The organism is Terrabacter sp. Root85 (genome assembly GCF_001429185.1).
Classification (GTDB): domain Bacteria; phylum Actinomycetota; class Actinomycetes; order Actinomycetales; family Dermatophilaceae; genus Terrabacter.
This window is the reverse complement of record NZ_LMIW01000008.1, coordinates 1181472-1204530: the sequence shown is the minus strand read 5'-3', so window position 1 is coordinate 1204530 and position 23059 is coordinate 1181472. Positions and strand designations below refer to the sequence as shown.

22 protein-coding genes are annotated in these 23059 nt (G+C 71.2%); 12 read left to right on the top strand and 10 right to left on the bottom strand.

Translation table 11 applies throughout. The features are described 5' to 3' along the window. Nucleotides 1–6: 6 nt before the first annotated feature. The 3 genes from ASE25_RS12035 (at nucleotide 7) to ASE25_RS12025 (ending at nucleotide 4224) form a co-directional block, all read left to right on the top strand. Nucleotides 7–912: a diacylglycerol kinase gene (locus ASE25_RS12035; RefSeq protein WP_056825577.1), complete on the top strand. Its 906-nt coding sequence runs from the start codon at nucleotides 7–9 to the stop codon at nucleotides 910–912. Beyond that, nucleotides 909–3788: an RNA helicase gene (locus tag ASE25_RS12030; RefSeq protein ID WP_056825576.1), complete on the top strand. Its 2880-nt coding sequence runs from the start codon at nucleotides 909–911 to the stop codon at nucleotides 3786–3788. Before ASE25_RS12035 ends, ASE25_RS12030 begins: the two co-directional genes overlap by 4 nt. A gap of 235 nt (nucleotides 3789–4023) precedes the next feature. Then, the gene (locus ASE25_RS12025; RefSeq protein WP_020144233.1) at nucleotides 4024–4224 is read left to right on the top strand and encodes a cold-shock protein; all 201 of its coding nucleotides are present in this window, start codon (nucleotides 4024–4026) and stop codon (nucleotides 4222–4224) included. 208 nt (nucleotides 4225–4432) lie between these two features. On the opposite strand, the gene ASE25_RS12020 is transcribed toward ASE25_RS12025, so the two are convergent. Together ASE25_RS12020 and ASE25_RS12015 are read right to left on the bottom strand one after the other, a co-directional pair. Beyond that, nucleotides 4433–4657: a hypothetical protein gene (locus ASE25_RS12020; RefSeq protein ID WP_056777046.1), complete on the bottom strand. Its 225-nt coding sequence runs from the start codon at nucleotides 4655–4657 to the stop codon at nucleotides 4433–4435. A 131-nt stretch (nucleotides 4658–4788) separates the two neighbouring features. Continuing rightward, nucleotides 4789–5730 carry a 5'-3' exonuclease gene (locus ASE25_RS12015; RefSeq protein WP_056825575.1) on the bottom strand — a complete coding sequence of 314 codons (942 nt, stop codon included), beginning with the start codon at nucleotides 5728–5730 and terminating at the stop codon, nucleotides 4789–4791. 118 nt (nucleotides 5731–5848) lie between these two features. Here ASE25_RS12015 and ASE25_RS12010 point away from each other — a divergent pair, with 118 nt between their 5' ends. After that, nucleotides 5849–7690 carry a hypothetical protein gene (locus tag ASE25_RS12010; RefSeq protein ID WP_056825573.1) on the top strand — a complete coding sequence of 614 codons (1842 nt, stop codon included), beginning with the start codon at nucleotides 5849–5851 and terminating at the stop codon, nucleotides 7688–7690. A gap of 100 nt (nucleotides 7691–7790) precedes the next feature. Next, on the top strand, nucleotides 7791–8249 hold the full coding sequence (locus ASE25_RS12005; RefSeq protein WP_056777054.1) for an Lrp/AsnC family transcriptional regulator: 459 nt from the start codon (nucleotides 7791–7793) through the stop codon (nucleotides 8247–8249). Nucleotides 8250–8300: 51 nt separating this feature from the next. Here the strand turns inward: ASE25_RS12005 and ASE25_RS12000 are convergent, their stop codons facing one another. The 5 genes from ASE25_RS12000 to ASE25_RS11980 all read right to left on the bottom strand — a co-directional run bounded on the left by ASE25_RS12000 (nucleotide 8301) and on the right by ASE25_RS11980 (nucleotide 13059). Continuing rightward, a complete protein-coding gene (locus ASE25_RS12000; RefSeq protein ID WP_056825571.1) occupies nucleotides 8301–9602 on the bottom strand; it encodes a multidrug effflux MFS transporter in 1302 nt (433 codons plus the stop codon). After that, nucleotides 9599–10096, bottom strand: coding sequence for a Cys-tRNA(Pro) deacylase (ybaK, locus tag ASE25_RS11995; protein WP_056825568.1), 498 nt, complete (start codon nucleotides 10094–10096; stop codon nucleotides 9599–9601). Before ybaK ends, ASE25_RS12000 begins: the two co-directional genes overlap by 4 nt. Further along, on the bottom strand, nucleotides 10096–10716 hold the full coding sequence (locus tag ASE25_RS11990; protein ID WP_056777064.1) for a TetR/AcrR family transcriptional regulator: 621 nt from the start codon (nucleotides 10714–10716) through the stop codon (nucleotides 10096–10098). Before ASE25_RS11990 ends, ybaK begins: the two co-directional genes overlap by 1 nt. Then, a complete protein-coding gene (locus ASE25_RS11985) occupies nucleotides 10713–11447 on the bottom strand; it encodes a VOC family protein (RefSeq protein WP_056825566.1) in 735 nt (244 codons plus the stop codon). The genes ASE25_RS11990 and ASE25_RS11985 overlap by 4 nt, the downstream gene beginning before the upstream one ends. 166 nt (nucleotides 11448–11613) lie before the next feature. Next, nucleotides 11614–13059, bottom strand: coding sequence for a KamA family radical SAM protein (locus ASE25_RS11980; protein ID WP_056825564.1), 1446 nt, complete (start codon nucleotides 13057–13059; stop codon nucleotides 11614–11616). Between the two features lie 136 nt (nucleotides 13060–13195). Between ASE25_RS11980 and ASE25_RS11975 the strand changes: the two genes are divergently transcribed. From ASE25_RS11975 to ASE25_RS11945, 7 genes are read left to right on the top strand one after another with little or no spacing between them, the layout of a single operon-like run. After that, nucleotides 13196–14323 carry an L-erythro-3,5-diaminohexanoate dehydrogenase gene (locus ASE25_RS11975; protein WP_235508650.1) on the top strand — a complete coding sequence of 376 codons (1128 nt, stop codon included), beginning with the start codon at nucleotides 13196–13198 and terminating at the stop codon, nucleotides 14321–14323. Continuing rightward, nucleotides 14320–15933 carry a lysine 5,6-aminomutase subunit alpha gene (locus ASE25_RS11970; protein ID WP_056825563.1) on the top strand — a complete coding sequence of 538 codons (1614 nt, stop codon included), beginning with the start codon at nucleotides 14320–14322 and terminating at the stop codon, nucleotides 15931–15933. Before ASE25_RS11975 ends, ASE25_RS11970 begins: the two co-directional genes overlap by 4 nt. Further along, nucleotides 15930–16727 (top strand): OAM dimerization domain-containing protein, encoded by a 798-nt coding sequence (locus ASE25_RS11965; RefSeq protein ID WP_056825782.1) that lies wholly within the window; start codon nucleotides 15930–15932, stop codon nucleotides 16725–16727. Before ASE25_RS11970 ends, ASE25_RS11965 begins: the two co-directional genes overlap by 4 nt. After that, a complete protein-coding gene (locus tag ASE25_RS11960; protein WP_235508649.1) occupies nucleotides 16724–17200 on the top strand; it encodes a hotdog domain-containing protein in 477 nt (158 codons plus the stop codon). Before ASE25_RS11965 ends, ASE25_RS11960 begins: the two co-directional genes overlap by 4 nt. A gap of 38 nt (nucleotides 17201–17238) precedes the next feature. After that, nucleotides 17239–18825, top strand: coding sequence for an apolipoprotein N-acyltransferase (gene lnt, locus ASE25_RS11955; RefSeq protein WP_235508648.1), 1587 nt, complete (start codon nucleotides 17239–17241; stop codon nucleotides 18823–18825). Continuing rightward, nucleotides 18806–19597, top strand: a complete 792-nt coding sequence (locus tag ASE25_RS11950; protein ID WP_056825558.1) for a polyprenol monophosphomannose synthase — start codon at nucleotides 18806–18808, stop codon at nucleotides 19595–19597. The genes lnt and ASE25_RS11950 overlap by 20 nt, the downstream gene beginning before the upstream one ends. A gap of 53 nt (nucleotides 19598–19650) precedes the next feature. Continuing rightward, the gene (locus ASE25_RS11945) at nucleotides 19651–20166 is read left to right on the top strand and encodes an FxsA family protein (protein ID WP_056777081.1); all 516 of its coding nucleotides are present in this window, start codon (nucleotides 19651–19653) and stop codon (nucleotides 20164–20166) included. A gap of 245 nt (nucleotides 20167–20411) precedes the next feature. On the opposite strand, the gene ASE25_RS11940 is transcribed toward ASE25_RS11945, so the two are convergent. The 3 genes from ASE25_RS11940 to ASE25_RS11930 all read right to left on the bottom strand — a co-directional run bounded on the left by ASE25_RS11940 (nucleotide 20412) and on the right by ASE25_RS11930 (nucleotide 23017). Next, on the bottom strand, nucleotides 20412–20774 hold the full coding sequence (locus tag ASE25_RS11940; RefSeq protein WP_028785601.1) for an RNA polymerase-binding protein RbpA: 363 nt from the start codon (nucleotides 20772–20774) through the stop codon (nucleotides 20412–20414). Nucleotides 20775–20893: 119 nt separating this feature from the next. Beyond that, nucleotides 20894–22270: an MFS transporter gene (locus ASE25_RS11935; protein ID WP_056825556.1), complete on the bottom strand. Its 1377-nt coding sequence runs from the start codon at nucleotides 22268–22270 to the stop codon at nucleotides 20894–20896. Between the two features lie 216 nt (nucleotides 22271–22486). Further along, nucleotides 22487–23017: a hypothetical protein gene (locus tag ASE25_RS11930; protein WP_056777087.1), complete on the bottom strand. Its 531-nt coding sequence runs from the start codon at nucleotides 23015–23017 to the stop codon at nucleotides 22487–22489. Between the last annotated feature and the right edge of the window lie 42 nt (nucleotides 23018–23059).

Below are 23059 nucleotides of genomic sequence, written 5' to 3'. Positions count from 1 at the left end.
TCGGGTGTGTCCCAGCGTGTCGCCCTGATCGTCAACCCCACCTCGGGAAAGGGCGTCGGCCGACAGCTGGGCGAGGAGACGCGCAGGCTGCTCCACGAGGCCGGTCATGACGTCGTCGACGTGTCGGGCAGCGACTACCAGCAGGCCCGCACGCGGGCCCGCGAGGCCGTCGTCGACGGCGTCGACACGGTGGTCGTCGTCGGGGGCGACGGCATGGTCCATCTCGGCGTCAACCTCTGTGCCGGCACGACGTCGCGTCTCGCCGTCGTGGCGGCCGGCACGGGCAACGACTTCGCCCGCAACCTCGGCCTGCCGGTGCGTGACGCCCGGTCGGCGGTCGCGCTGCTCACCGAGGGGCGCACGCGCGACATCGACCTCGGTCGGGTCACCCACGGCGTGGCCGGCGAGACGTGGTTCGGTGGCGTCCTCGGCGCCGGGTTCGACGCCGTCGTCAACGCCCGCGCCCAGCGCATGACGTGGCCGCGGGGGCAGATGCGCTACAACCTCGCGGTCCTGCGTGAGCTCCCGGTCTTCCGACCGATCCCGTATGCCGTCGAGCTCGACGGTCACCGCCTCGAGACGCGGGCGATGCTCGTGGCCGTCGCCAACACGACGTCCTTCGGTGGGGGCATGCGCGTGTGTCCCGATGCCGACGTCACCGACGGCCTCTTCGACGTCATGATCGTCCACGCGCTGTCGATCCCGTCGTTCCTCCGGGTCTTCCCCAAGGTCTACTCCGGAACCCACACCACCCACCCGGCCGTCGAGATCCATCGCGCCCGGCGAGTTCGCTTGGAGGCGAGCGGTATCCACTCACAGGCCGATGGCGAGACGTTCGCCGACCTACCGATCGACGCCGAGGTCGTGCCCGGTGCCCTGCACGTCGTGACCCCGATGGAGGTGCCCGCGTGATCGCCACGTGGCCGAGGTTCGCCGAGTTCGCCGCCCGTCTCGACTTCCCCCTCGACGACTTCCAGACCGAGGCCTGCCGGGCGGTCGAGGAGGGCCGTGGCGTCCTCGTGGCGGCACCCACCGGTGCCGGCAAGACGATCGTCGGCGAGTTCGCCGTGCACCTGGCCCTCGCGACCGGACGCAAGGCGTTCTACACGACGCCGATCAAGGCGCTGTCCAACCAGAAGTACGCCGACCTCGTGCGCGTCCACGGCGCCGATCGCGTCGGCCTGCTGACCGGTGACGCCTCGATCAACGGCGAGGCCCCCATCGTCGTCATGACGACCGAGGTCCTGCGCAACATGATGTATGCCGGGTCGACGACCCTGCGCGGGCTGGGCTGGGTCGTCATGGACGAGGTCCACTACCTCGCCGATCGTTTCCGCGGGGCGGTGTGGGAGGAGGTCATCATCCACCTGCCCCCGGACGTCAGCGTCGTGTCGCTGTCGGCGACGGTGAGCAACGCCGAGGAGTTCGGGGCCTGGCTCGGGGAGGTCCGCGGCGACACCGAGGTCATCGTCTCGGAGCACCGTCCGGTGCCGCTGTGGCAGCACATGATGGTCGGCCAGACCCTCTTCGACCTCTTCGTCGAGGAGCGCGACGGCCGCGAGGACGACGAGCACTTCGTGGCCGCACCGGGGCGCTACTCGGTGAGCGTCAACCCCGACCTCGTGCACGCCATCCGAGGCACCGAGGGTCGTGGGGCGTGGGACTCCCACTGGGTCAGCTCGCGCGGCGGTCGCGACAAGGGTCGTCCGCGTGGCAAGGGTGCGCGCGGTGGGTCCGGGGGCGGCCGCCGCGGTGGACGGGACGACTGGGCCGGGTGGGGTCGGCGCGGCACTGACGCACCCGCAGGCCGTGGGCCCGGAGGCGGCGATGGTGGCCGAGGCTTCGCCCGCGGTGGTCGACCCGGTGGCGGGGCCACCCGCGCCGAGGTCATCGAGCGCCTCGAGCGCGAGGGCCTGCTGCCTGCCATCACCTTCATCTTCAGCCGCGCGGGCTGCGACGGCGCCGTCGGGCAGCTGCTCTCGAGTGGCATGCGCCTGATCCCCGAGTCCGAGGGTGAGGCCAACCGCCGGCTCGTCGAGGAGCGCATCCAGGGCCTGGCCGAGGAGGACCTGTCGGTGCTCGGCTACTGGGACTTCGTCGACGGTCTCTCCCGTGGGTTCGCCGCCCACCACGCCGGCATGCTGCCGACGTTCCGCGAGATCGTGGAGGAGCTCTTCACCGCCGGCCGGGTCAGGGCCGTCTTCGCGACGGAGACCCTGGCCCTGGGCATCAACATGCCGGCGCGGACCGTCGTTCTCGAGAAGCTCGTGAAGTTCAACGGCGAGAACCACGTCGACATCTCGGCCGCTGAGTACACCCAGCTCACCGGGCGCGCCGGTCGCCGCGGCATCGACATCGAGGGTCATGCCGTCGTCCTCTGGAACCGTGGCCTCGACCCCGCGGCGGTCGCGGGCCTCGCGTCGACGCGCACGTACCCGCTGCGCTCGAGCTTCCGGCCGACCTACAACATGGCCGTCAACCTCGTGCGTCAGTTCGGCCGCGAGAGCGCCCGCGAGATCCTCGAGACGTCCTTCGCGCAGTTCCAGGCCGACCGTGCCGTCGTCGGCTTCGTCCGCACGGTGCGCCGGAACGAGGAGGCCCTCGCCGGCTACGCCGAGCAGATGACGTGCCACCTCGGCGACTTCTCCGAGTACGCCGCGATCCGCAACGAGATCCGCGACGTCGAGAAGGAGGGGGTCAAGGCCCGGTCCGCGTCGATGCGCACGGCCGCCGCGATCTCCTTGGAGTCGCTGAAGATCGGCGACATCGTGCGCATCCCCGCCGGACGCCACAGCGGTCTGGCCGTCGTCGTCATGCCCAACCGCGGTGGCAAGGGGGAGTCGGCCTCGCCGGCCGTCGTCACCGAGGACCACCAGCTGCGCCGGCTGACCCTGCACGACGTCCCGACGCCCCTGGAGCCGCTCGGCTCGATGCGCGTGCCCAAGCAGTTCAACGCCCGCAACCCCAAGGCCCGTCGTGACCTGGCGGCGACCCTGCGCGCGACGATGCCGCACGACCCGCCGCCGCGTCGCCGTCAGGCCGACGTCGACCCGTCGGACGACCGCGTCGACGAGCTGCGTCGGCAGATGAAGGCGCACCCGTGCCATCGCTGCCCGGACCGCGAGAACCACGCCCGTTGGGCTGAGCGCTGGTGGCGCCTCCGGCGTGAGACCGACGGCATCCAGCGCAAGATCGACGGCCGCACCAACTCCGTCGCCAAGACGTTCGACCGCATCTGCGAGCTGCTCGTCGAGATGGGCTACCTCGGCGTCGGCGGTCAGACGGTCACCGCTGACGGCGACCGCCTGCGCCAGCTCTACACCGAGAAGGACCTGCTCGCCGCCGAGTCGCTGCGCGAGGGGGTCTGGCGCCGTCTCGACCCACCGTCGCTGGCCGCCATCGTCTCGACGCTCGTGCACGAGCCGCGACGGGAGGAGACCGGGCTCACCCCCCGCTGGCCCAACGACGACGTGCGCGAGGCGTACGACCGGATGATCAGGATCTGGTCCGACCTCGAGGACGCCGAGGGCGCCCTGGCGCTGCCGCGCACGGGTATGCCGGACGGTGGCCTCGCGTGGGCCATGCACCGGTGGGCGAGCGGGCAGCGTCTCGAGGACGTGCTGCGGGGCACCGACCTCGCCGCCGGTGACTTCGTCCGCCGGTGCAAGCAGGTCATCGACCTGCTGGGCCAGCTGACCGACGCGGCGGACCCGGACCTGGCGGCGACGGCACGTCGCGCGAGTGACGGCGTGCTGCGCGGCGTCGTCGCCGCTGACCGTCTGGACTGACCGGCCGGTGCGTCGACCGGGCCTGCGGCCCAGCCTGACGATTGTCGTCGCGAGCACCGGGTCGGCTATGGTTGGGGCACCGGTCGACGTTTTTGGTGCTCGTGTCTTCACACGCTCGCAAGGAACGCCATTGCGAGCGCAACTGTTTCTTCAGGGTTTCTGGAAAGTGGTCGCGTCTCTGCCGACCGGGGGTCGCTGACAAGCAACGACTCACTTCCACCCAAAGGAGAAAAACATGGCACAGGGAACCGTCAAGTGGTTCAACTCGGAGAAGGGCTTCGGCTTCATCGCCCCGACCGAGGGTCCCGACGTCTTCGTCCACTACTCGGAGATCACGGGCAACGGCTACCGCAGCCTCGAGGAGAACCAGGCCGTCGAGTTCGACGTCGAGCAGGGCCCGAAGGGCCCGCAGGCGATGCGCGTCCGCGCTCTCTGATCGCTCGCTGATCTCGTCGGACCCACAGTCCGCACGACGAAGGCCGGTCCCCTCGGGGACCGGCCTTTCGTCATGCCGGGTTCGAGTCGTGCCGTGCCTGCCGGGCGCCTCCGAGGACCCCGACACGCCCCGATCACCCGAGCTGGGCCCGAGGGCCACGCCGGTGTGGCGGCCGAACGTGGGGGTGAGCGTCGCGCTCAGGTGGTGCTCAGAGCCGGGTCACACGCTCGAACGGGCTGTTGACGCGGACCACGCCGGACTCGAACTTCAGGGTCACCGTGGCGGGGCTGCACGAGACGACGACACCGAGTCCGTGACGCAGGTGTGAGACCCGGTCTCCGACCGAGAACTCCTCGATGTCCGGCGCAGGGGCCGGCCTGAACGGGCTGCTGGAGAGGTGGCGACGGCGGTCGGGCGTTCCATGGGTGGGCACCCTTCAGTATGCGCCTTTCCGGGGCCTGGTGGTGACCCGCGGGTAGTCCTCGGACGCTCAGGCGTGCGTCGGGCCGACCGAAAGGTGACCGTACCGTGACCGGTCGGACGGTCCGTTCCCGGTGCTCAGGGTCAGTCGATCCCGAGGGCGGAGATGACCCGGTCGAAGGACGACGTCAGGCCGTGCTCGACGGCCAGGCGTGACATCAGGGCAGGGTCGGCGACGGCCGTTGGTGCGGCAAGGTCGATGTCGGGAACGGCGGCGTCCTTGGCCACGGCCACGACGCGTGGGGCGGCGTCGAGGTAGTCGCTGGCAGCCTCGAGCCGGGCACGCTGGGCGCCCTTGATGGCGGGGTCGCCGTCAGCGATGGCGGCCCGGACGGCCTCGAGGGTGCCGTAGGTCGTGATGAGCTTGGCCGCGGTCTTCTCGCCGATGCCCGCCACGCCGGGCAGCCCGTCGCTCGTGTCACCCCGCAGGACCGCCATGTCGCCGTACGCGGGTCCGGTGGCCACGCCGTACTTCTCCGCCAGGAACGCCTCGTCGACGAGGTCGGGGGAGCGCACACCGCCGCGGGCCGTGTAGACGACGCGCACGTGGTTCGTGTCGTCGACGAGCTGGAAGAGGTCGCGGTCGCCGGTGACGATGTCGACGGGCATCCGGCCGCTGAACGCGGTGGCCAGCGTGCCGATGACGTCGTCGGCCTCGTAGCCGTCGACGCCGACCCGGGCGATGCCGAGCGCCGTCAGCGCGTCGACGATGATCGGCACCTGGACGCCGAGGGCCTCCGGAACGGTCTCGCCGGCGAGCTCGTCGGGCCCGGGCTCGGCGACCCGGTGGGCCTTGTACGACGGGATGGCCTCGACCCGGAACGCCGGGCGCCAGTCGTTGTCCCAGCACGCGACGAGGTGCGTCGGGCGACCCCGCTCGACGAGCGAGGCGATCATGTCGAGCAGCCCGCGGACCGCGTTGGTCGGCACGCCGCTCGGCCCGATCACCTCGGGCACGCCGAAGAAGGCGCGGAAGTAGAGCGACGCGGAGTCGAGCAGGAGCATCCTGGGGGCTCGGGACGGCATACGCGAGAGGGTACCGGCCCGCGACGAGAGCGCACCTTGCCGCCGCCCGGTCGGCCCACGATGATGGCGTGAGAGCGCGACCACCCGGAGCGCAGCCCATCGTGGAGAGTCGACGACGATGACGTCTCGCAGTGCTGGCCCCCTGTCCACACCCACCCGCGGAGGCTGGGCGCGTCGCGCCTCGGCCGTCCTCGTCGCGATCGCCGCGGCGGTCGCCCTCGTGGGTCCCGGCAGCGCGTCGGCGGCACCACCACCGCCACCCGGGCCGGACCTGGGCCCGAACGTGCGCATCTACGACCCGAGCATGTCGGTGGCCGACATCCGCGCGAGCGTCGACGCCGTCTACGCCCGGCAGGTCGACAACGAGATGGGCGCCTCGCGCTACACGCTGCTCTTCAAGCCCGGCACCTACGGCACGGCCGCCGACCCGCTCATCGTGCGCGTCGGCTACTACACCGAGGTCGCGGGACTCGGCGCCCTGCCCACCGACGTCGTCATCAACGGCCACGTCGACGTCTACAACCGCTGCCTGGCGCCCGACAACTGCATCGCCCTCGACAACTTCTGGCGATCGCTGTCCAACCTGACGATCAACGTCGTGGGCCTCACGGACTGCCGGTCCTCGGGCAACTTCTGGGCCGCCTCGCAGGCGTCGCCCATGCGCCGGGTCAACATCGTCGGCGGCAACCTGACACTCATGGACTACTGCACGGCGGGACCGCAGTTCGCCAGCGGCGGGTTCATCGCCGACTCACGCACCGGCTTCGTCGTCAACGGCTCGCAGCAGCAGTACCTCGTGCGCAACAGCCAGATCGGTGGCTGGTCCAACGGCGTCTGGAACCAGGTCTTCTCCGGGGTCCAGGGTGCGCCGGCGACGTCGTACCCCAGCCCGCCCTACACGACGCTCGACGCGACTCCGGTCAGCCGCGAGCGTCCCTTCCTCTACGTCGACGACGCGGGCACGTGGCAGGTGCGGGTCCCCTCGGCCACGGCTGACTCGTCCGGGGTGTCGTGGGCGAACGGCCAGACCCCGGGGCGCTCGGTCCCGCTCTCCGACTTCTACGTCGCCCGCCCCTCCGACTCGGTGACGACGATCAACAGCCAGCTGGCCCGGGGCAAGCACCTCCTGCTGACGCCCGGTGTCTACGACGTCGACCGCAGCATCACGGTGCGCCGCGCCGACACCGTCGTCATCGCCATGGGACTCGCCAGCCTCACGGCCCGCGGGGGAGCGGTGCCGCTCGTCATCGGTGACGTGCCCGGTGTCGTCGTGGCCGGCCTCATGGTCGACGCCGGCCCGGTGAACTCGCCGGCGCTCGTCCGGGTCGGCACCGGGCGCGCGGCGACCCGGTCGGACGCCGGCAACCCCACGACCCTGCTCGACGTCTTCCTCCGCGTCGGTGGCCCCTTCGCGGGGCGCGCCACCGTGGGCCTCGAGGTCAACAGCGACCACTCCCTGCTCGACGACATCTGGGCCTGGCGCGCCGACCACGGCCAGGGCGTCGGGTGGACCGTCAACCCTGCGGAGAACGGCGTCGTCGTCAACGGCGACGACGTCACCGCCACAGGCCTCTTCTCCGAGCACTTCCGGGCCTACAACACCGTGTGGAACGGCGAGCGCGGCCGCACGGTGTTCTACCAGAACGAGCTGCCCTACGACGCGCCGAACCAGGCGGCGTGGCAGCACGACGGTGTCCTCGGGTGGGCCGGCTACAAGGTCGCCGACTCGGTGCGCACCCACGAGCTGTGGGGCGGCGGCAGCTACATCTTCACGAACGTCGACCCGACGATCCACGCGACGCGGGGCTTCGAGGTGCCCGTCACCCCGGGTGTGCGCCTGCACTCCCTGCTCACCGTCCAGCTGGGCGCGGGGACGCTCGACCACGTCGTCAACGACACCGGGGCGCCGGTCAGCTCGGCCTCCGTCGGGGTGCCGAGCACCGTCACGTCGTTCCCCTGAGCCTCCCTCGTCTCGCCGGTTCGCCCGCCCCGTCCCGGGTGGGCGTACCGGCATGAGGAATGGACCACCCTCCGGGTAACCCCTGGTCTACCCTTCGGCCATGGAAGATCTCGACCGTCGCCTCGTCGGCCTGCTGCTCGCGGACGGACGGATGAGCTACACGGACCTCGGCAAGGCCACTGGCCTGTCGACGTCCGCGGTGCACCAGCGCGTCCGGCGGCTCGAGGAGCGTGGCGTCGTGACGGGCTACACGGCTCAGGTGTCGCCGGAGTCGCTCGGACTGCCGCTCACGGCGTTGATCTCGGTCACGCCCTTCGACCCGAGCGCGCCTGACGACGTGCCCGAGCGGCTGCGGCACATCACCGAGATCGAGGACTGCCACTCGGTCGCCGGCATCGAGAGCTACATCCTCAAGGTGCGGGTCGCCACGCCGGGCAACCTCGAGGACCTCCTCGCGCGCATCCGCTCGGCGGCCAACGTCGCGACGCGCACCACCGTCGTGCTGTCGACGCCCTGGGAGGCCCGCAGCGCGTCGGCCATGCCGCGCGAGACCCCCTGACGACTGCCTCGACGAGCGCCGGCCCTCGCCCGACGAGTCGGCCGGGACCCCTCAGAGCTGCTCGATCGGCTCGGGAGCGGGTGACGGCACCACGACGTCGACCGGTGCGTGGGCAGCGCCGGCTCGGGCACGCATACGCCGTCGGTGCCAGGCCCAGAGCAGGAGCGCGGAGAGCGTCATCGACCCCGCCACGACGGCGAGGGTCGTCAGCGAGCCGCTCACGAGCGGTGAGACCGCCCCGGCCACGAGCGCGTTGACGCACGTGCTGAGGAAGGACTGGAACGAGGAGACGGCGCCACGCTCCCGCGGCCGCAGGTCGAGCAGCGCGATCGTGAGGATGGGGAAGACGAGGGACACGCCGAGCGAGGCGGCGGCCACGGGAACGACGGTCCACGGCAGCGTGGGCACGTCGACGAGCGCCTGGTAGGCGACCGCGAACACGCCGCCGGCGAGGGCAACGAGGAAGCCGGCGAGGACGAAGGCCCCCTGTCGCACGCGACCGGCCAGGCGCCCCGTGAGGAACGAGCCGATCATCATGGTGACGACGAGCGGGACGAAGAGCACGCCGAAGTCGCGCTCGCCGAGCCCCAGGTGGTCGACGACGATCGCGGGCGCCGAGGAGATGTAGAGGAAGAGGGCGCCGAAGTTGAGGGCGATGGCGGCGCTGAGGCGCAGCACCGCGCCGTCGCCCGCGGCGGACGTGAACGACGTGAGCAACGGCCGCGGCCGGAACGGGACCCGCTCAGCGGCCGGGTGCGTCTCGGGCAGCGACGTCAGCGTCACCACGACGAGGAGCACTCCGTAGGCCGCGAGCACCCAGAAGATCGTGCGCCACGACCCCCAGCCGAGGATGGCGCCGCCGACGATCGGCGCGAGCGCCGGGGCGATGGCGAAGATCATCGAGATGTGGCTCATGAACCGCTGGGCGTGCGCGCCGTCGAAGAGGTCGCGCACCACCGTGCGCCCGACGATCATCCCGGCGCCGGCGACGAGGCCCTGGGCGCCGCGGGCGCCCAGCAGGAGCGGCATGCTCGGTGCCAGCGCGCACAAGGCGCTGGTGACGGCATACAGCGCGCAGCCCGCGAGGATGACGGGACGACGACCGAGGGCATCGGACAGTGACCCGTGGAAGAGGCTCGCGACCGCGAAGGCGACGAGGTAGACGCTGACGGTCTGCTGCATCGCGACCTTGTCGACGCCGAGGTCGTGGGTCATCACCTCGAACGCCGGGAAGATCGCGTCGATCGTGAACGGCCCGACCATCGTCAGCGCCGCGAGGACGAGGACGAGCTGCAGCTGCGGCACGCGCGCTCGCGCCGGCGCGTCGCGGGACGCCACGTGGGTCAGCGTCATGCGCGACCGATACGGGCACGACGGGCTCGGGTGACCGACGCAAGGTCCTCGGGCGCCAGGCCGATGTCGAAGCCGCGTCGGCCGCCGGAGACGTAGACCGTCCCGAAGCCGTATGCCGTCTCGTCGAGGACCGTGGGCAGCGCGCGCCTCTGCCCGACGGGGGAGATGCCGCCGACGACGTAGCCGGTGCTGCGCTCGGCCGCTGCGGCATCGGCCATCGTCACGCTCTTGACGCCGATGGCCGCGGCCACGGCCTTGAGGTCGAGCTGGCCGTCCACCGGCACGATGCCCACCGCCAGCGTCGCGCCGGTGTCGACGAGCAGGGTCTTGAAGACGCGAGAGGGCTCGACGCCGAGCGCGGCCGCCGCCTCGAGGCCGTAGCTCGCCGCCGCGGGGTCGTGCTCGTAGGGGTGGCGGGTGTACGGGACGCCTGCGCGGTCGAGGGCGACGGTGGCCGGGGTCGAGGGACCGTCGGCTGCGCGCTGCTTGGCCATCAGGCGTCGCCGACGGACGCGAGCCCGTCCCAGATCGTCGTGACGACGAGGTCGGTGGCCTCGTCGGCCGTCGTGCCCGGGTGGGTGCTGCGCCAGACCGCGAGGCGCTCGCACCCGCCGATGAGGATCTCGGCCATGACGGTGACCCGGCGCGACTCGAGGGCCTCGAACGCCGGCAGCGTCCGCAGGCCCTCGGCGAACGCCTTGGCGGTCTGCTGGCGGATGCGTTCGACGGACGCCGAGGCCTCGCCGATGAGGGCTCCCTCGGTGCGCAGCAGCGCGAACGCCTGGTCGTGCTCGTCGATGAAGGAGAAGAACGCGTGCACGACACCGCGCACCCGGTCGCGGGCCGGTGCGGCCGGCTGGGCCACCCACGAGTCGATGAGGGCAGCGAGCAGCTGCCCGCGGGCCCGCTCGATCGTCGCCGCCAACAGGCCCTCCTTCGACCCGAAGTAGTCGTAGATGAGGGGCTTGGTGACGCCGACGAGCTCGGCGATCTCGTCCATCGTGGCGGCCTGGATGCCGCGGGCCGAGAAGACCTGCTCGGCCACCGCCAGCATCTGCGCCTCCCGCTCGGCGCGAGGCATGCGGACGCGGGTGCCGGGGGAGCGGGAAGTCACCGGCGCAGTCTACGGGTGCCCTCGCGGGGCTCCATGACACAGAACTCGTTGCCGTCGGGGTCGGCGAGGGGGACCCCGCAGGCGTCCCCGTGGCCGGCGTCGAGCCGCGTGGCCCCGAGCGAGAGGAGGCGCTCGACCTCGGCGTCGAGGTCGTCGCGTGTCGTCGGGCTCACATGGAGGTGCATGACGTTGCGCCCCGACCTCGGACGCACGGGCGGCCCTCCCCAGGCGATCTTCGCGCCGCCGCGGGGCGACTGGATGGCCGTCTCCGCGTCGTGGTCCCAGACGAGCGGCCAGTCCAGGGCCAGGCTCCAGAAGAGGCCGACCTCGCGGGTCCCGTCGCAGGCGAGCTCCCCGAGGAACGCGGTGTCGGCGAGGAAGGTGTTGCCCGCCTCGATGACGCAGAGCTCGTTGCCCTCCGGGTCAGCGAGCACGATGTGCCCTTCCTCCGGTGTCTGGCCGACGTCGAGGTGTCGGGCCCCGAGCCGCAGGGCCCGGTCGACCGTCGACTGCTGCTGCTCGGGCGTGGTGCTGGTCAGGTGCAGATGGATCTGGTTGGGCCCGGTCCTGCGCTCACGCCCCGACAGGAACCGGATCGTGATTTCCGGTTCCTCACCCGCGAGCACGACGTCGTGGGCATCGGTCTCCCGGCCCACTAGCCCTGCCCAGAAGGCCGCGAGGCGCACCGGGTCGTCCGCGTCGATGCAGAGCTCGATGAGGTTGCTGGTCATCGGGCGCTCGTCTCCGCTCGGTCGATGCACGTGGACGGGAGCCACGCTAGGTGGCGATGGGTCAGGCTGACAACGCAGTTCTACGTCCGGACCCGGGCCCGGGACGACGTGTGGCCCGGGACCGCGACGGTCCCGAGCCACACGGCATACGTGCTCGTGCGCGGTGTCAGACGAGCAGCTGCGACTCTGCGGCGGCGCGGCTCGTCGCAGCCTGTTCGGTCGCCTCGGCGAGAACCGACTCGTGGTCGACCGACTGGTGCCACCACTGCTGGCCGGCCTCGGGCAGCGTGTAGATCGGGTCGTAGTAGACGTACTCGCGCGACATCGCCTCGGTGTCGTCGCCCTCGATCGACGTGCGGTAGTTCTTGCGCCAGTAGGAGATGCCGCGCTCGGTGTCGTACTCCTCGACCTGGTGCACCCAGCGCTTGCCGACGAAGGGCACGTCACAGACGATGCGCGGGGTCGAGAAGCCGGGGAGGTAGCCCATCATCGAGTGCTGGAGGTGCTGGGCCTCGGCGAGCGAGAGCCGCCAGTGCTCGGCGAAGGGGATCATGTCGCACATGTAGAAGTAGTACGGCGTGATCTGGGCGCCGTCGGCGAGGCCGAAGCACAGGTCGAGCAGCTGCTCGGTCGTGTCGTTGACGCCGCGCATCAGCACACCCTGGTTGCGCACGTCGCGGACGCCGGCGTCGAGCATGGCCTTCGAGGCGCGGGCGACGGACGGGGTCAGCGACTGGGCGTTGTTGACGTGCGTGTGGATCGCGAGCGAGACGCCGCGCGAGCGGGCCTTGGCCGAGACGCGGGCCACGCCCTCGACGACGTCCTCGGCGAACCAGTGCTGCGGCAGACCCATGAGGGCCTTCGTCGCGAGTCGGATGTCGCGGATGTTCTCGATGTCGAGGAGCTGGTCGATGAACGCCTCGAGGTTCTTCCACGGCATGTTGGCGACGTCGCCACCGGAGACGACGACGTCACGCACGACGGGCGACGTGCGGAGGTAGTCGAGCATCGCGGCGTAGCGGTCGACCGGCTTGAGGTCGAACTTCAGCTTGGCGACCTGTGGTGTCGAGTTGCCGACGAGGTCCATGCGGGTGCAGTGGCCGCAGTACTGCGGGCACGTGGGCAGCAGCTCGGCGAGAACCTTGGTGGGGTAGCGGTGCGTCAGCCCCTCGGCGACCCACATGTCGTGCTCGTGCAGCGAGTCGCGCGACGCGTGCGGGTGCGACGGCCAGTCGGTGCGGCGGTCGGAGAAGACCGGCAGCATGTAGTTGCGGATCGGGTCGGCGTAGAAGGCCTCGGTGAAGTCGTGCCCGGCCGACGGCATCGGCGAGTCCGTCGACGGGACCATCGTGTTGAGCATCTGCGGCGGGACGAGCATCGACATCGTCGCCCGCTCGCTCTGGTCCGCGGCGAGGTCGTCGTAGAAGCGGTCGTCGAGCAGGTCACCCATGAGGGCTCGCAACTGCTTGATGTTCCTGACACAGTTGACCCGCTGCCACTGTGCGCTGTCCCAGTCGGCCTGGGTAATGCTCGCCCAGCCCGGGAAACGCGTCCAGTCGGGCTCGACGAGCTCTCGTCGGCGGTACGCGTAGGGCTGCTCAACCTTGCTCATGCCGAGAACAGTAACGTCAGGGGCCGTCTCGCTCAAACACGTCCGGCTCACGAAATTGTGAAGATACCGCCGACGTGCCCCTATGCTGACGCAAGATCTTCGGTTTCCGTCCGTACATACAGAAGGATTTGTGAACGTGTCAGACCCGACGTCGGCCACCCCGGATCGCACGGACGCCGCCCGCGTGTCGTCGCCCGTCGGCCTGCACCGTGTGCTCGAGCCCACCGGCGACGCCATCACCCTCCCGCAGGCGGCCCGCCGACTCGACGCCAGCCCGCAGCTGTGGCCCGACGAGGTCCGCATCGCGGTCGAGACGCTCAACCTCGATGCGGCGTCCTACCGGCAGCTCGCCGAGAAGCACGGCACCGACGGCACCGTCGACGGGGGAGCCGTGCGCGCCGAGGTCCTCGACATCGTCGCGACGCGCGGCAAGATGCAGAACCCCGTGACCGGCTCGGGCGGGATGCTCATCGGCACGGTCGAGGAGGTCGGACCGGACAGCACGCTCGGTCTCGCGGTCGGCGACCGCGTCGCCACCCTCGTGTCGCTGTCCCTGACCCCGCTCGCCATCACCGACGGCCTGGCCCGCTGGGACGGCCTCTCCGAGCAGGTGCCTGCCGAAGGCCACGCGATCCTCTTCGGCCGCAGCATCGCTGCCACCCTCCCCACCGACCTCGACCCGCACCTGGCGCTCATGGTCATGGACGTGTGCGGCGCGCCGGCGCTCGTCGAGCGCGTCGTGGGGGAGTATGCCGCCCGCGGCGTCGCGCCGACGGTGGCCGTCCTCGGCGGGGCCGGCAAGTCCGGCTCGCTGTCGCTGGCGGCCGCTCGCGCCGCCGGCGCCGCCCGGACCATCGGCGTCGTCCCGGTCGAGCGCGAGCGCACGGTTCTCGAGGGGAGCGGCCTCGCCGACGCCGTCGTCCTCGCCGACGCGCGGTCGCCTCTCGGCCTGGCGGCAGCCGTCGAGTCCGCCGGGGGACCGGCCGACGTCACCGTGGTCTGCGTCGACGTGCCCGGCTGCGAGCAGCCCGCGATCCTCGCGACCGCGCAGGGCGGCACCATCATCTTCTTCAGCATGGCCACGAACTTCGCCGCGGCCGCCCTCGGGGCCGAGGGCCTCGCCGCCGACGTGCGGATGCTCGTCGGCAACGGCTATGTCCCCGGCCACGCCGAGACGGCGCTGCGCCTCCTCCGGGACGTCCCGGCCGTGCGGGCGCTCTTCGAGGACCGCCTCGCCACCGAGAAGGCAGGATCTGACGCATGACCCGCCCCAACGCCATGCTCGAGCTCGACCCGGCCGTCGTGCGTCGGGCCCGCTCGCTCGCCCGCAAGGCCGCCGCTCCCGTCGTGAAGATCGCGCGCAGCCACACCACGGTGTCGGTGGAGCGCGCGACCCTGCGCCTGGCCGGTCTGGCCGGCGCGGACCACGAGCGCGTGCCGTGGGTCAACCACCTCGTGACGGCGGTCCGCGACGAGGTCGGCCTCGAGCACGGCGTCACGACGCCGGTCTACGACGCCCTGCTCCGCGGCGAGGCGCCCGACCTGACCACGCTCGCCCAGAAGGCGGCGAGCGGCAACGTCTCCTTCCGCCTGCCCTCCGGGCGCGAGGCCACGGCGGCCCGCCGCGCCGCCGCGAAGGGGGTCGGTGCAGGTCTGCGCACCATCGACCGCTCGCGCGCCACGCGCGACCGTCTCATCACGCGTCACGGTGACCCGAAGACCAAGCCGTGGATCTACCTCATCGTCGCGACCGGCGACATCTACGAGGACATCCCGCAGGCCCAGGCGGCCGCGCGTGAGGGCGCCGACATCATCGCCGTCATCCGCTCCACGGGTCAGTCGCTGCTCGACTACGTGCCCGAGGGTGCTACGCGCGAAGGTTTCGCCGGGACGTACGCGACGCAGGAGAACTTCCGCCTCATGCGTGCTGCGCTCGACGACGTGAGCAAGGAGCTCGGTCGCTACGTCCGGCTGACGAACTACGCCTCGGGCCTGTGCATGCCCGAGATCGCGGCCCTCGCCGGCATGGAACGTCTCGACATGATGCTCAACGACTCGATGTACGGCATCCTCTTCCGCGACATCAACCCGATCCGCACCTTCGTCGACCAGCGCTTCTCGCGTCAGGTCCACGCCCGTGCCGGGATCATCATCAACACCGGTGAGGACAACTACCTCACGACCGCCGACGCGGTCGAGGCCGCCCACACGGTCACGGTGAGCCAGCTGCTCAACGAGCGCTTCGCCAAGGAGGCCGGCCTCGAGGACTGGCAGCTGGGCCTGGGCCACGCCTTCGAGATCAACCCCGAGATCCCCGACAGCTTCCGGATGGAGCTCGCCCACGCGATGCTCGCCCGACAGCTCTTCCCCGACGCACCGCTGAAGTGGATGCCGCCGACGAAGCACATGACGGGCGACGTCTTCCGCGGCTACCTGCTCGACGGCTTCTTCAACCTCGTCGGCGCCATGACCGGTCAGGGCATCCTGCTCGTCGGCATGATGACCGAGGCCGTCGTGACGCCGTTCCTCTCCGACCGCGACCTCGCGCTGCAGAACGTCCGCTACGTCATGAACGCCGCGAGCGGACTGACCGAGGACTTCCACCCGCCGCGCGACGGCTACATCCAGACCCGCGCGCGCCAGGTGCTCTCCGAGGCCGTCGACCTGCTCGACCGCATCGTCAGCGACACCGACGCCGCCGGCGACGCGCCGCTCCTCGCGGCCATCGCCGACGGCACCTTCGGACTCATGAAGCGACCGGCGACGGGGGGCAAGGGGCTCGACGGGGTCAGCGAGCGCGCCGACGACTACGACAACCCGGCGACCACCGCCCTCGACGCGTGGACCCCGCCGGCGAAGGAGACCGGCCGATGAGCGCCGCGAAGCAGCAGCCCGAGCAGGCAGCCGCGTCCGCGGCCGCGCAGGGAAACATCATCCGGCCCTACGGCGACACGACCGGCGACGGCATGGTGCAGATGTCGTTCACCCTGCCGCTGCCGCACGACAAGAAGGCCGAGGGCGCCGCGCTCCAGCTCGCCCGGAAGATGGGCCTCGACCCGGCCCTGCTCGTGCACGCGAAGGCGATGGGTCCCGACTTCACCTTCTTCGTCGTCTACGGCAGCTCGACGCACCTCGTCAACCTCGACGACGTCCACGTCGTCGAGCGCGAGTACCCCCTGCTGTCCGCCAAGGACGCCAACCTGACGATCAAGAAGCAGCTGCGCCGCAAGCTCGTCGTCGTCGGTGCCTGCATCGGCACCGACGCCCACACCGTCGGCATCGACGCGATCCTCAACATCAAGGGCTTCGCGGGCGAGAAGGGCCTCGAGTACTACCGCGAGATCAAGGTCGTCAACCTCGGCGCCCAGGTGCTCGTGCCCGAGCTCGTGGCCCGGGCCCGCGCCGAGAAGGCCGACGCCGTCCTCGTCAGCCAGGTCGTCACCCAGAAGGACGCCCACATCCACAACACGACCCAGATGTCCGCGGCCTTCCGCGAGGCCTACCCGGCGGGGCAGGTGCCGATCCTCATCGCCGGCGGCCCGCGCTTCGAGGACGGCTCCGAGAAGGCCCTGGGCGTCGACCGGATCTTCGGCCGGGGCACGACCCCGGGCGAGGTCGCCAGCTACCTGGTCCACGAGATCAGCCTCCGGAAGGGGAAGAAGCCATGAGCGAGACCACCACCGACCCCACGGCGCCCGAGCCCCTCTCGGCCACCGCGCCCACGACGCCGGCCACTGCGACGACCACGCCGGCCACGCTGACCAAGGCCAAGGTCGGGCTGCGCATCACGCACCGCCGTTACGTGCCCTACGGTCACGCCCACTACGCCGGCAACCTCGTCGACGGCGCCTACTCGATGGCCGCCTTCGGCGACGTGGCCACCGAGATGTGCATCGTCACCGACGGTGACGAGGGCCTCTTCGCCTCCTACAGCGACGTCCAGTTCCGTTCGCGGATCACGGCCGGCGACGTCATCGAGATCTCGGCCGAGATCGTCCGCGTCGGCACCCGCTCCCGGGAGATGGACTTCGAGGTGCGCGTCGTCGGGCGCGGCAACCAGGAGCGCGGGGAGTCGGCGGCCGAGATGCTCGACCCGCCGATCGTCGCCACGACCGCTCGTGGCGTCGTCGTCGTGCCCTGAGCGCTGACGTCCCGGCCGCACGGCATACGGTGAACCCCGTGCGGCGTCTCCTCGTGTCCCTGCTCGGCGGCGGACTGCTCTGCCTCGCGTTCCCGACCTTCGACGTCTGGGTGACCGCACCGGTGGCCCTCGCGTTGTGGGCGTGGGCCTGGGCCGGCTCCGGGGGCCGTCGAGGCTTCCTGCTCGGTCTCGCCGGAGGGCTCGTCTTCTTCGTGCCGACGCTCAGCTGGTCGGGCATCTACGTCGGCGCGCTGCCGTGGCTCGCCCTCGCGACGCTGCAGGCCCTCTTCGTCGGCGTGGCGGGCGGGCTCTACGGCTGGCTGAGCCGCCGGGGGAGCGTCCGCCCGTTGGCGTTCGCGCTCGTGTGGGTCGTGGCCGAGGGCTTCCGGGCCCGCGCCCCCTACGGTGGCTTTCCCTGGCTCAAGCTGGCCTTCGGACAGGCCGACTCGCCGTTCGGCCGGCTCGTGGCACTCGGGGGCGCGCCGTTCGTCGGTTTCGTCATCGCGCTCAGCGGTGGCCTCCTCGCGCTCGCCGCCCAGCACGCGCTGTCAGCCGCTGCCGAGCGCCGGGGGAGCGGCGCCACCACCACGCCGCGATCGCGTATGCCGTCCCGTCGCCTCGTGCTGCCCGCCGTGGGAGCGCTCGCGCTCGGCCTCGTGGGGCTGGCGGTCCCGTTACCGACCGACGGCCCGACCGCCCAGTTCCTCGGCGTCCAGGGCAACGTGGCGCGGCCCGGTCTCGACTTCAACGCCGAGCGCCGCCAGGTCCTCGACAACCACGTCGCGGCGACGCTCAAGGCCCAGGACGACGTCGACGCCGGGCGCGCCCCGGCCCCGGACCTCGTCGTCTGGCCCGAGAACGCCTCGGACATCGACCCCCTGCGCAACGCCGACGCCAAGGACCTCATCCTGGAGACCGTCGACGCGCTGAAGCGACCCCTCATCGTCGGGGGCCTGCTCGAGGAGCCCGTCGGGTTCGTCTCCAACGTGGCCCTGCTCTTCGAGCCCGGCAAGGGCAACACCGACCGCTACGTCAAGCGCCACCCGGTGCCGTTCGCCGAGTACATCCCGAACCGGTCCTTCTGGCGGAACTTCAGCACGGAGGTCGACCTCGTCACGCGCGACTTCGTCCAGGGCCCCGCGCCCGGCGTCTTCCACGTCACGACGGCCTCGGGCCGGCAGATCCGGGCCGGCCTCGCCATCTGCTTCGAGGTGGCCTACGACGACATCATGCGCGACGCCGTGCAGACCGGCGCCAACGTCCTCGTGGTCCAGACGAACAACGCGACCTTCGGCTACACCGCCGAGTCGCCCCAGCAGCTCGCCATCAGCCGACTGCGAGCCATGGAGTTCGGCCGCTCCGTCGTGCACGTGTCGACGGTCGGCCAGAGCGCCCTGATCACGCCCGACGGAACCGCCCACCAGGTGACGTCGTTGTTCACACAGGCGGTGGTCAGAGGAGCACTACCCTTGCGGGACGCCACGACGCTGGCGACCCGGGTGGGGGAGGCCCCCGAGTGGGTCGCCGCCGCCGCACTGCTGACGATGCTCGCCCTGGGTCTTCGCAGCGGCCGCCCGGCAGCGCCGGAGACAACGAAGGAAGAGGATGACGACGACGCAGCGTGAGCCGGTGACCCGAGTGGCCGTGCTCATCCCGACGTACAACGAGCGGGACAACCTGCCCGGCATCGTCGCGCGGGTGCGCGCGAACGTGCCCGCCGCCGACGTCTTCGTGCTCGACGACGGATCTCCCGACGGCACCGGACAGGTCGCCGACGACCTCGCGTCCGCGGACCCGCAGGTCCACGTCGTGCACCGCGCCGCCAAGGAGGGCCTCGGCAAGGCCTACCTCGCCGGCTTCGCCATCGTCCTCGAGCGCGGCTACGACGCCGCCGTCGAGATGGACGCCGACGGCTCGCACCTCCCCGAGCAGCTGCCGTCGCTGCTGGCCGCGCTCGGCGAGGCAGACCTCGTCATCGGTGCCCGCTGGGTCAAGGGCGGAGAGGTGCGCAACTGGCCGGCTCGCCGCAAGGTGCTCTCGGTCGGTGCGAACCTGTACACCAAGGTGCTGCTCGGGATGACGGTCAACGACGCGACGGCGGGCTACCGCGTCTACCGCGCGAGTGCGCTGCGGGCCATGGGGCTTCAGGGCGTCGAGTCGCAGGGCTACTGCTTCCAGATCGACCTGACGCTGCGTGCCGTGCGCGCCGGGCTCACCGTCGTCGAGGTGCCGATCACGTTCGTCGAGCGCGAGGTCGGCGTGTCGAAGATGGGCCAGGACATCGTGCGCGAGGCGCTGACCAGCGTCACGAGGTGGGGCATCGAGCACCGCGTGGGCCAGCTGCGCTCCGTCGCCGGTCGGGTGCGTGGGCGCGAGCCGGTCGGGGACCGGTCGTGAGCGGCCCCACCGGCCCTACTGGCTCGTCTCGCGGACCGTCACGGGTCAGGCGGGTGCGCCTGACACGTCTGGCGGTCGTCGCGCTGCTGCTCCTGCCGGTCATCGAGATCGTCGTCATCGTCGCCGTCGGCCAGGCCATCGGCGGCTGGCCGACGTTCCTGCTGCTCGTCGCGACCTCGCTCCTCGGGGCGTGGCTGATCCGTCGCGAGGGCGGCCGGGCCTGGCGCGCGCTCGAGCAGGCTGTGCGCAGTGGCCGGATGCCGGCCCGCGAGATCGCCGACGGCGTCGTCGTGCTCGTCGGCGGCAGCCTGCTCGTCCTGCCGGGTTTCGTCACCGACGTGCTCGGCCTCGTCCTCGTGCTCCCGTTCACGCGGCCGGTCGCGCGCAGCATGCTCGCTGCGGTCATCTCACGCCGCCTGCTCGCCCAGACCGAGCGGTTCGCCGGGCCCACGGTGTCCGGACAGCCCGCGACGCCCGCCTGGGAGCAGGAGCAGACACCCCATGGCCCGCAGCGCTCGTCGACGAGCGACGAGGTCGTCGAGGGCGAGATCATCGACGACGAGGACTGAGCCCCGCGCGCTCGTCCCTCTGCGTCGCCGGGTTCGAGGTGATCCCGCCACGCACCTCGCTGGCACGATCTCGAACCGGGGACGACGGCATACGGCCTGCGGCACGCGAGAAGCCGGGCTCAGAGCCTGCGGGCATGCGAAAAGCCCGCCTCCACGATCGTGGTGGCCGGGCTCAGAGCCTGCGGCATGCGAGAAGCCCGCCTCCACGAACGGGGCGGGCTCCTCGGTGGTGCGCTCTGGGGAGGTCAGGCGGTCTTGCGGCGTCGCGGCTTCTCGCCACGCGACTCACGCAGGAGCGTCAGGCGCTCCTCGAGGAGCTCCTCCAGCTCGGGGATGGAACGACGCTCGAGGAGCATGTCCCAGTGCGTGCGCTGGTGCTTGACCGGCTTGGCCTCCGGCTCGGGTCCGCCGCCCTGCAGCTTCGCGTCGAGTCCGCAGCGGCACTCCCACGTGGGAGGCACGTCGGCCTCGATCGAGAACGGGAGCTCGGTGCGGTGACCGTCGGCGCAGACGTAGACGGTGAGCTGACGCTCACTCGGGACGACGTTCTCGTCGGACTCCATGCTCCTCGCGCCGAGGTTGGAACCGCGTAGTGCTCGATCGGCCATGTGGACCCCTCCAAGACGTATGCCCTTGTGACACCTCGCTGGTGTCTTACCCTCACAGACGCTTGAACGAGCGGAACGGTTGACTTGTTCCCCGGCGGGCGGCGAATTGTAGGCGTTTCTCAGATGACGGCGGGAACCGGGTTGCCGGCCTGCACGATGCCTTCGCGCATCCGCACCTTCGACAGGAGCACGCCGCCGATCGCGAAGAAGACGATGAGCGCGATGATCGCCCAGCGGTAGCTGAGGGTGAACTGGTAGACGAGGCCGAAGATGAGCGTCCCGAACCAGCTCGTGCCGCGCTCCATGGCCTGGTAGAGGCTGAAGTACTCCGCCTCGCGGCCGCGGGGGATGAGCTGGCTGTAGAGCGACCGCGACAGGGCCTGCGTGCCGCCGAGCACGAGGCCGATGAGCAGGGCGAGCGCGAGGAAGATGACGAGCGACTTCGACGGCAGGAGGAAGGCGAAGACGACGACGACCGTCCAGAGGCCGATGCCGTAGAGGATCGTGCGCCAGGCCCCGATCGAGGCGGCCACCCGGCCGAAGAGCCGCGCACCGAGGAACGCGACGAACTGCACGAAGAGGAACACGCCGAGCACGGTCGTCTCGGAGAAGCCGAGCTCCTTGGACCCGTAGACGCTCGAGCTGCCGATGACCGTCTGGATGCCGTCGTTGAAGAAGAGGTAGGCGACGAGGAACAGCTTCGTCTGCGGGTAGTTGGCGAGGTCGCGGAAGGTGCTGCGCAGCTGCGCGATGCTGCCGCGGACGATGCCGGCCGAACGCTCGACGGGGGTCTCGACCGTGCCGGTCAGGTGGCGCAGTCCGAGGTACGGGATGATCGTGAAGCCGGCCCACCAGAGACCCGCGGACAGGATGCTGATGCGTGTGGACAGGGCTCGGTCGAGCCCGAGGTCCTCGTGGAAGAAGTCGAGGGCGAAGTTGAGCGCGAGCAGGATGCCGCCGCCGAGGTAGCCGAACGCCCAGCCCTTCGAGGAGACCCGGTCGCGCTCGTTCTCGTTGGCGATGCGGCACAGGATCGAGTCGTAGATCACGAGCGAGGACCCGAGGCAGATGCCGGCCACGACGACGAGGACGGCGCCCAGCTGCCAGTTCGTGCCGGCGACGAAGAACATGAGGCTCGCCGCCAGGGCGCCCGCCCACGCGAAGCCGGCGAAGAGCCGAGTCGGTCGGGGACTGCGGTCGGCGATGGCGCCGATGAAGATGAGGACGATCGCCGACAGGATCGTCGTGAAGGTCACGGTGAAGAACCACAGCGAGCCCGGCGCCACCGGGATGCCGAGCACCGAGAGGTTGGTCGTGCAGTCCTGGCCGTCCGGCAGCCCGGGGCAGGCCGCCTGCTCCGCCACGGACGTGAGGTACGGGCTCATGAGCACCGTCGCAGTGGTCGTGACGTAGGCCGAGTTGGCCCAGTCGTACCAGTACCAGACCCGCTGCTCCCGAGTCTCCGGTCGCGCGGCGTTGACGACGGCGTTGGACATGCGAGGACTGTCCCACACGGGGCGGCACGCGGGCAGGGGGAGAGGCCGAAACACGCCGCAGCGTCGGGCGCCCGGGGTCAGCGGACGGCATACGCCCTCTCGGCGGTCGACCTCGCGGGCGTCAGGAGGTCGTCACCCGCTGGCCCAGACGTCCTTCGTCATCGACGACACGGCCTAGGCGACCACCTGAGCCCCCCGCTCTTCCGCCTCCCCTGCTCAGTCCGTGGCAGGGGAGGGGAGGGGGTGCTGCTGGACGTCGGGTGTCGTCGTCAGCAGCTCCCACGCCAGACCGTGGGCGAGCACGACGAGGCAGACGACGGCGAGGGCGGCCGTCTGCAGCCCACTGAGACCGACGGCGCCGCCCAGCTCGGGCGCAGCGGCGACCAGGACGATGACGGCGTAGAGCACTGCGACCAGCCAGCGGTGCCGCCGGAAGGGGCCCCGGAGTCCCGAGCCGTCCGACCCGAGGGGGCCGCGGTCGGCGCGGACGAGCCGCAGGGTCGACCAGGCACCGACGAGGGCGACGAGCCCGAAGGTCGAGCGCCAGAGCCAGGGCTGGGTGGGTGCGACTTGAGCGAAGAGGCCCATGAGGCCGGGGAGCAGGAAGGTGAGGTAGACGCCGCCCACGAGCCGACGGGTCTCCTCCCCGGCGAGCAGCTCACGCCGGCGGTCCAGGGCGGACCACCAGAGCCCGACGAGCGTGAAGCACGTGGCCGAGACGACGGCATAGAACGTGGAGAGGTCCATGCGGCTTCCTTTCCCTCACGGAATCGTCCCACCGTCGATCGG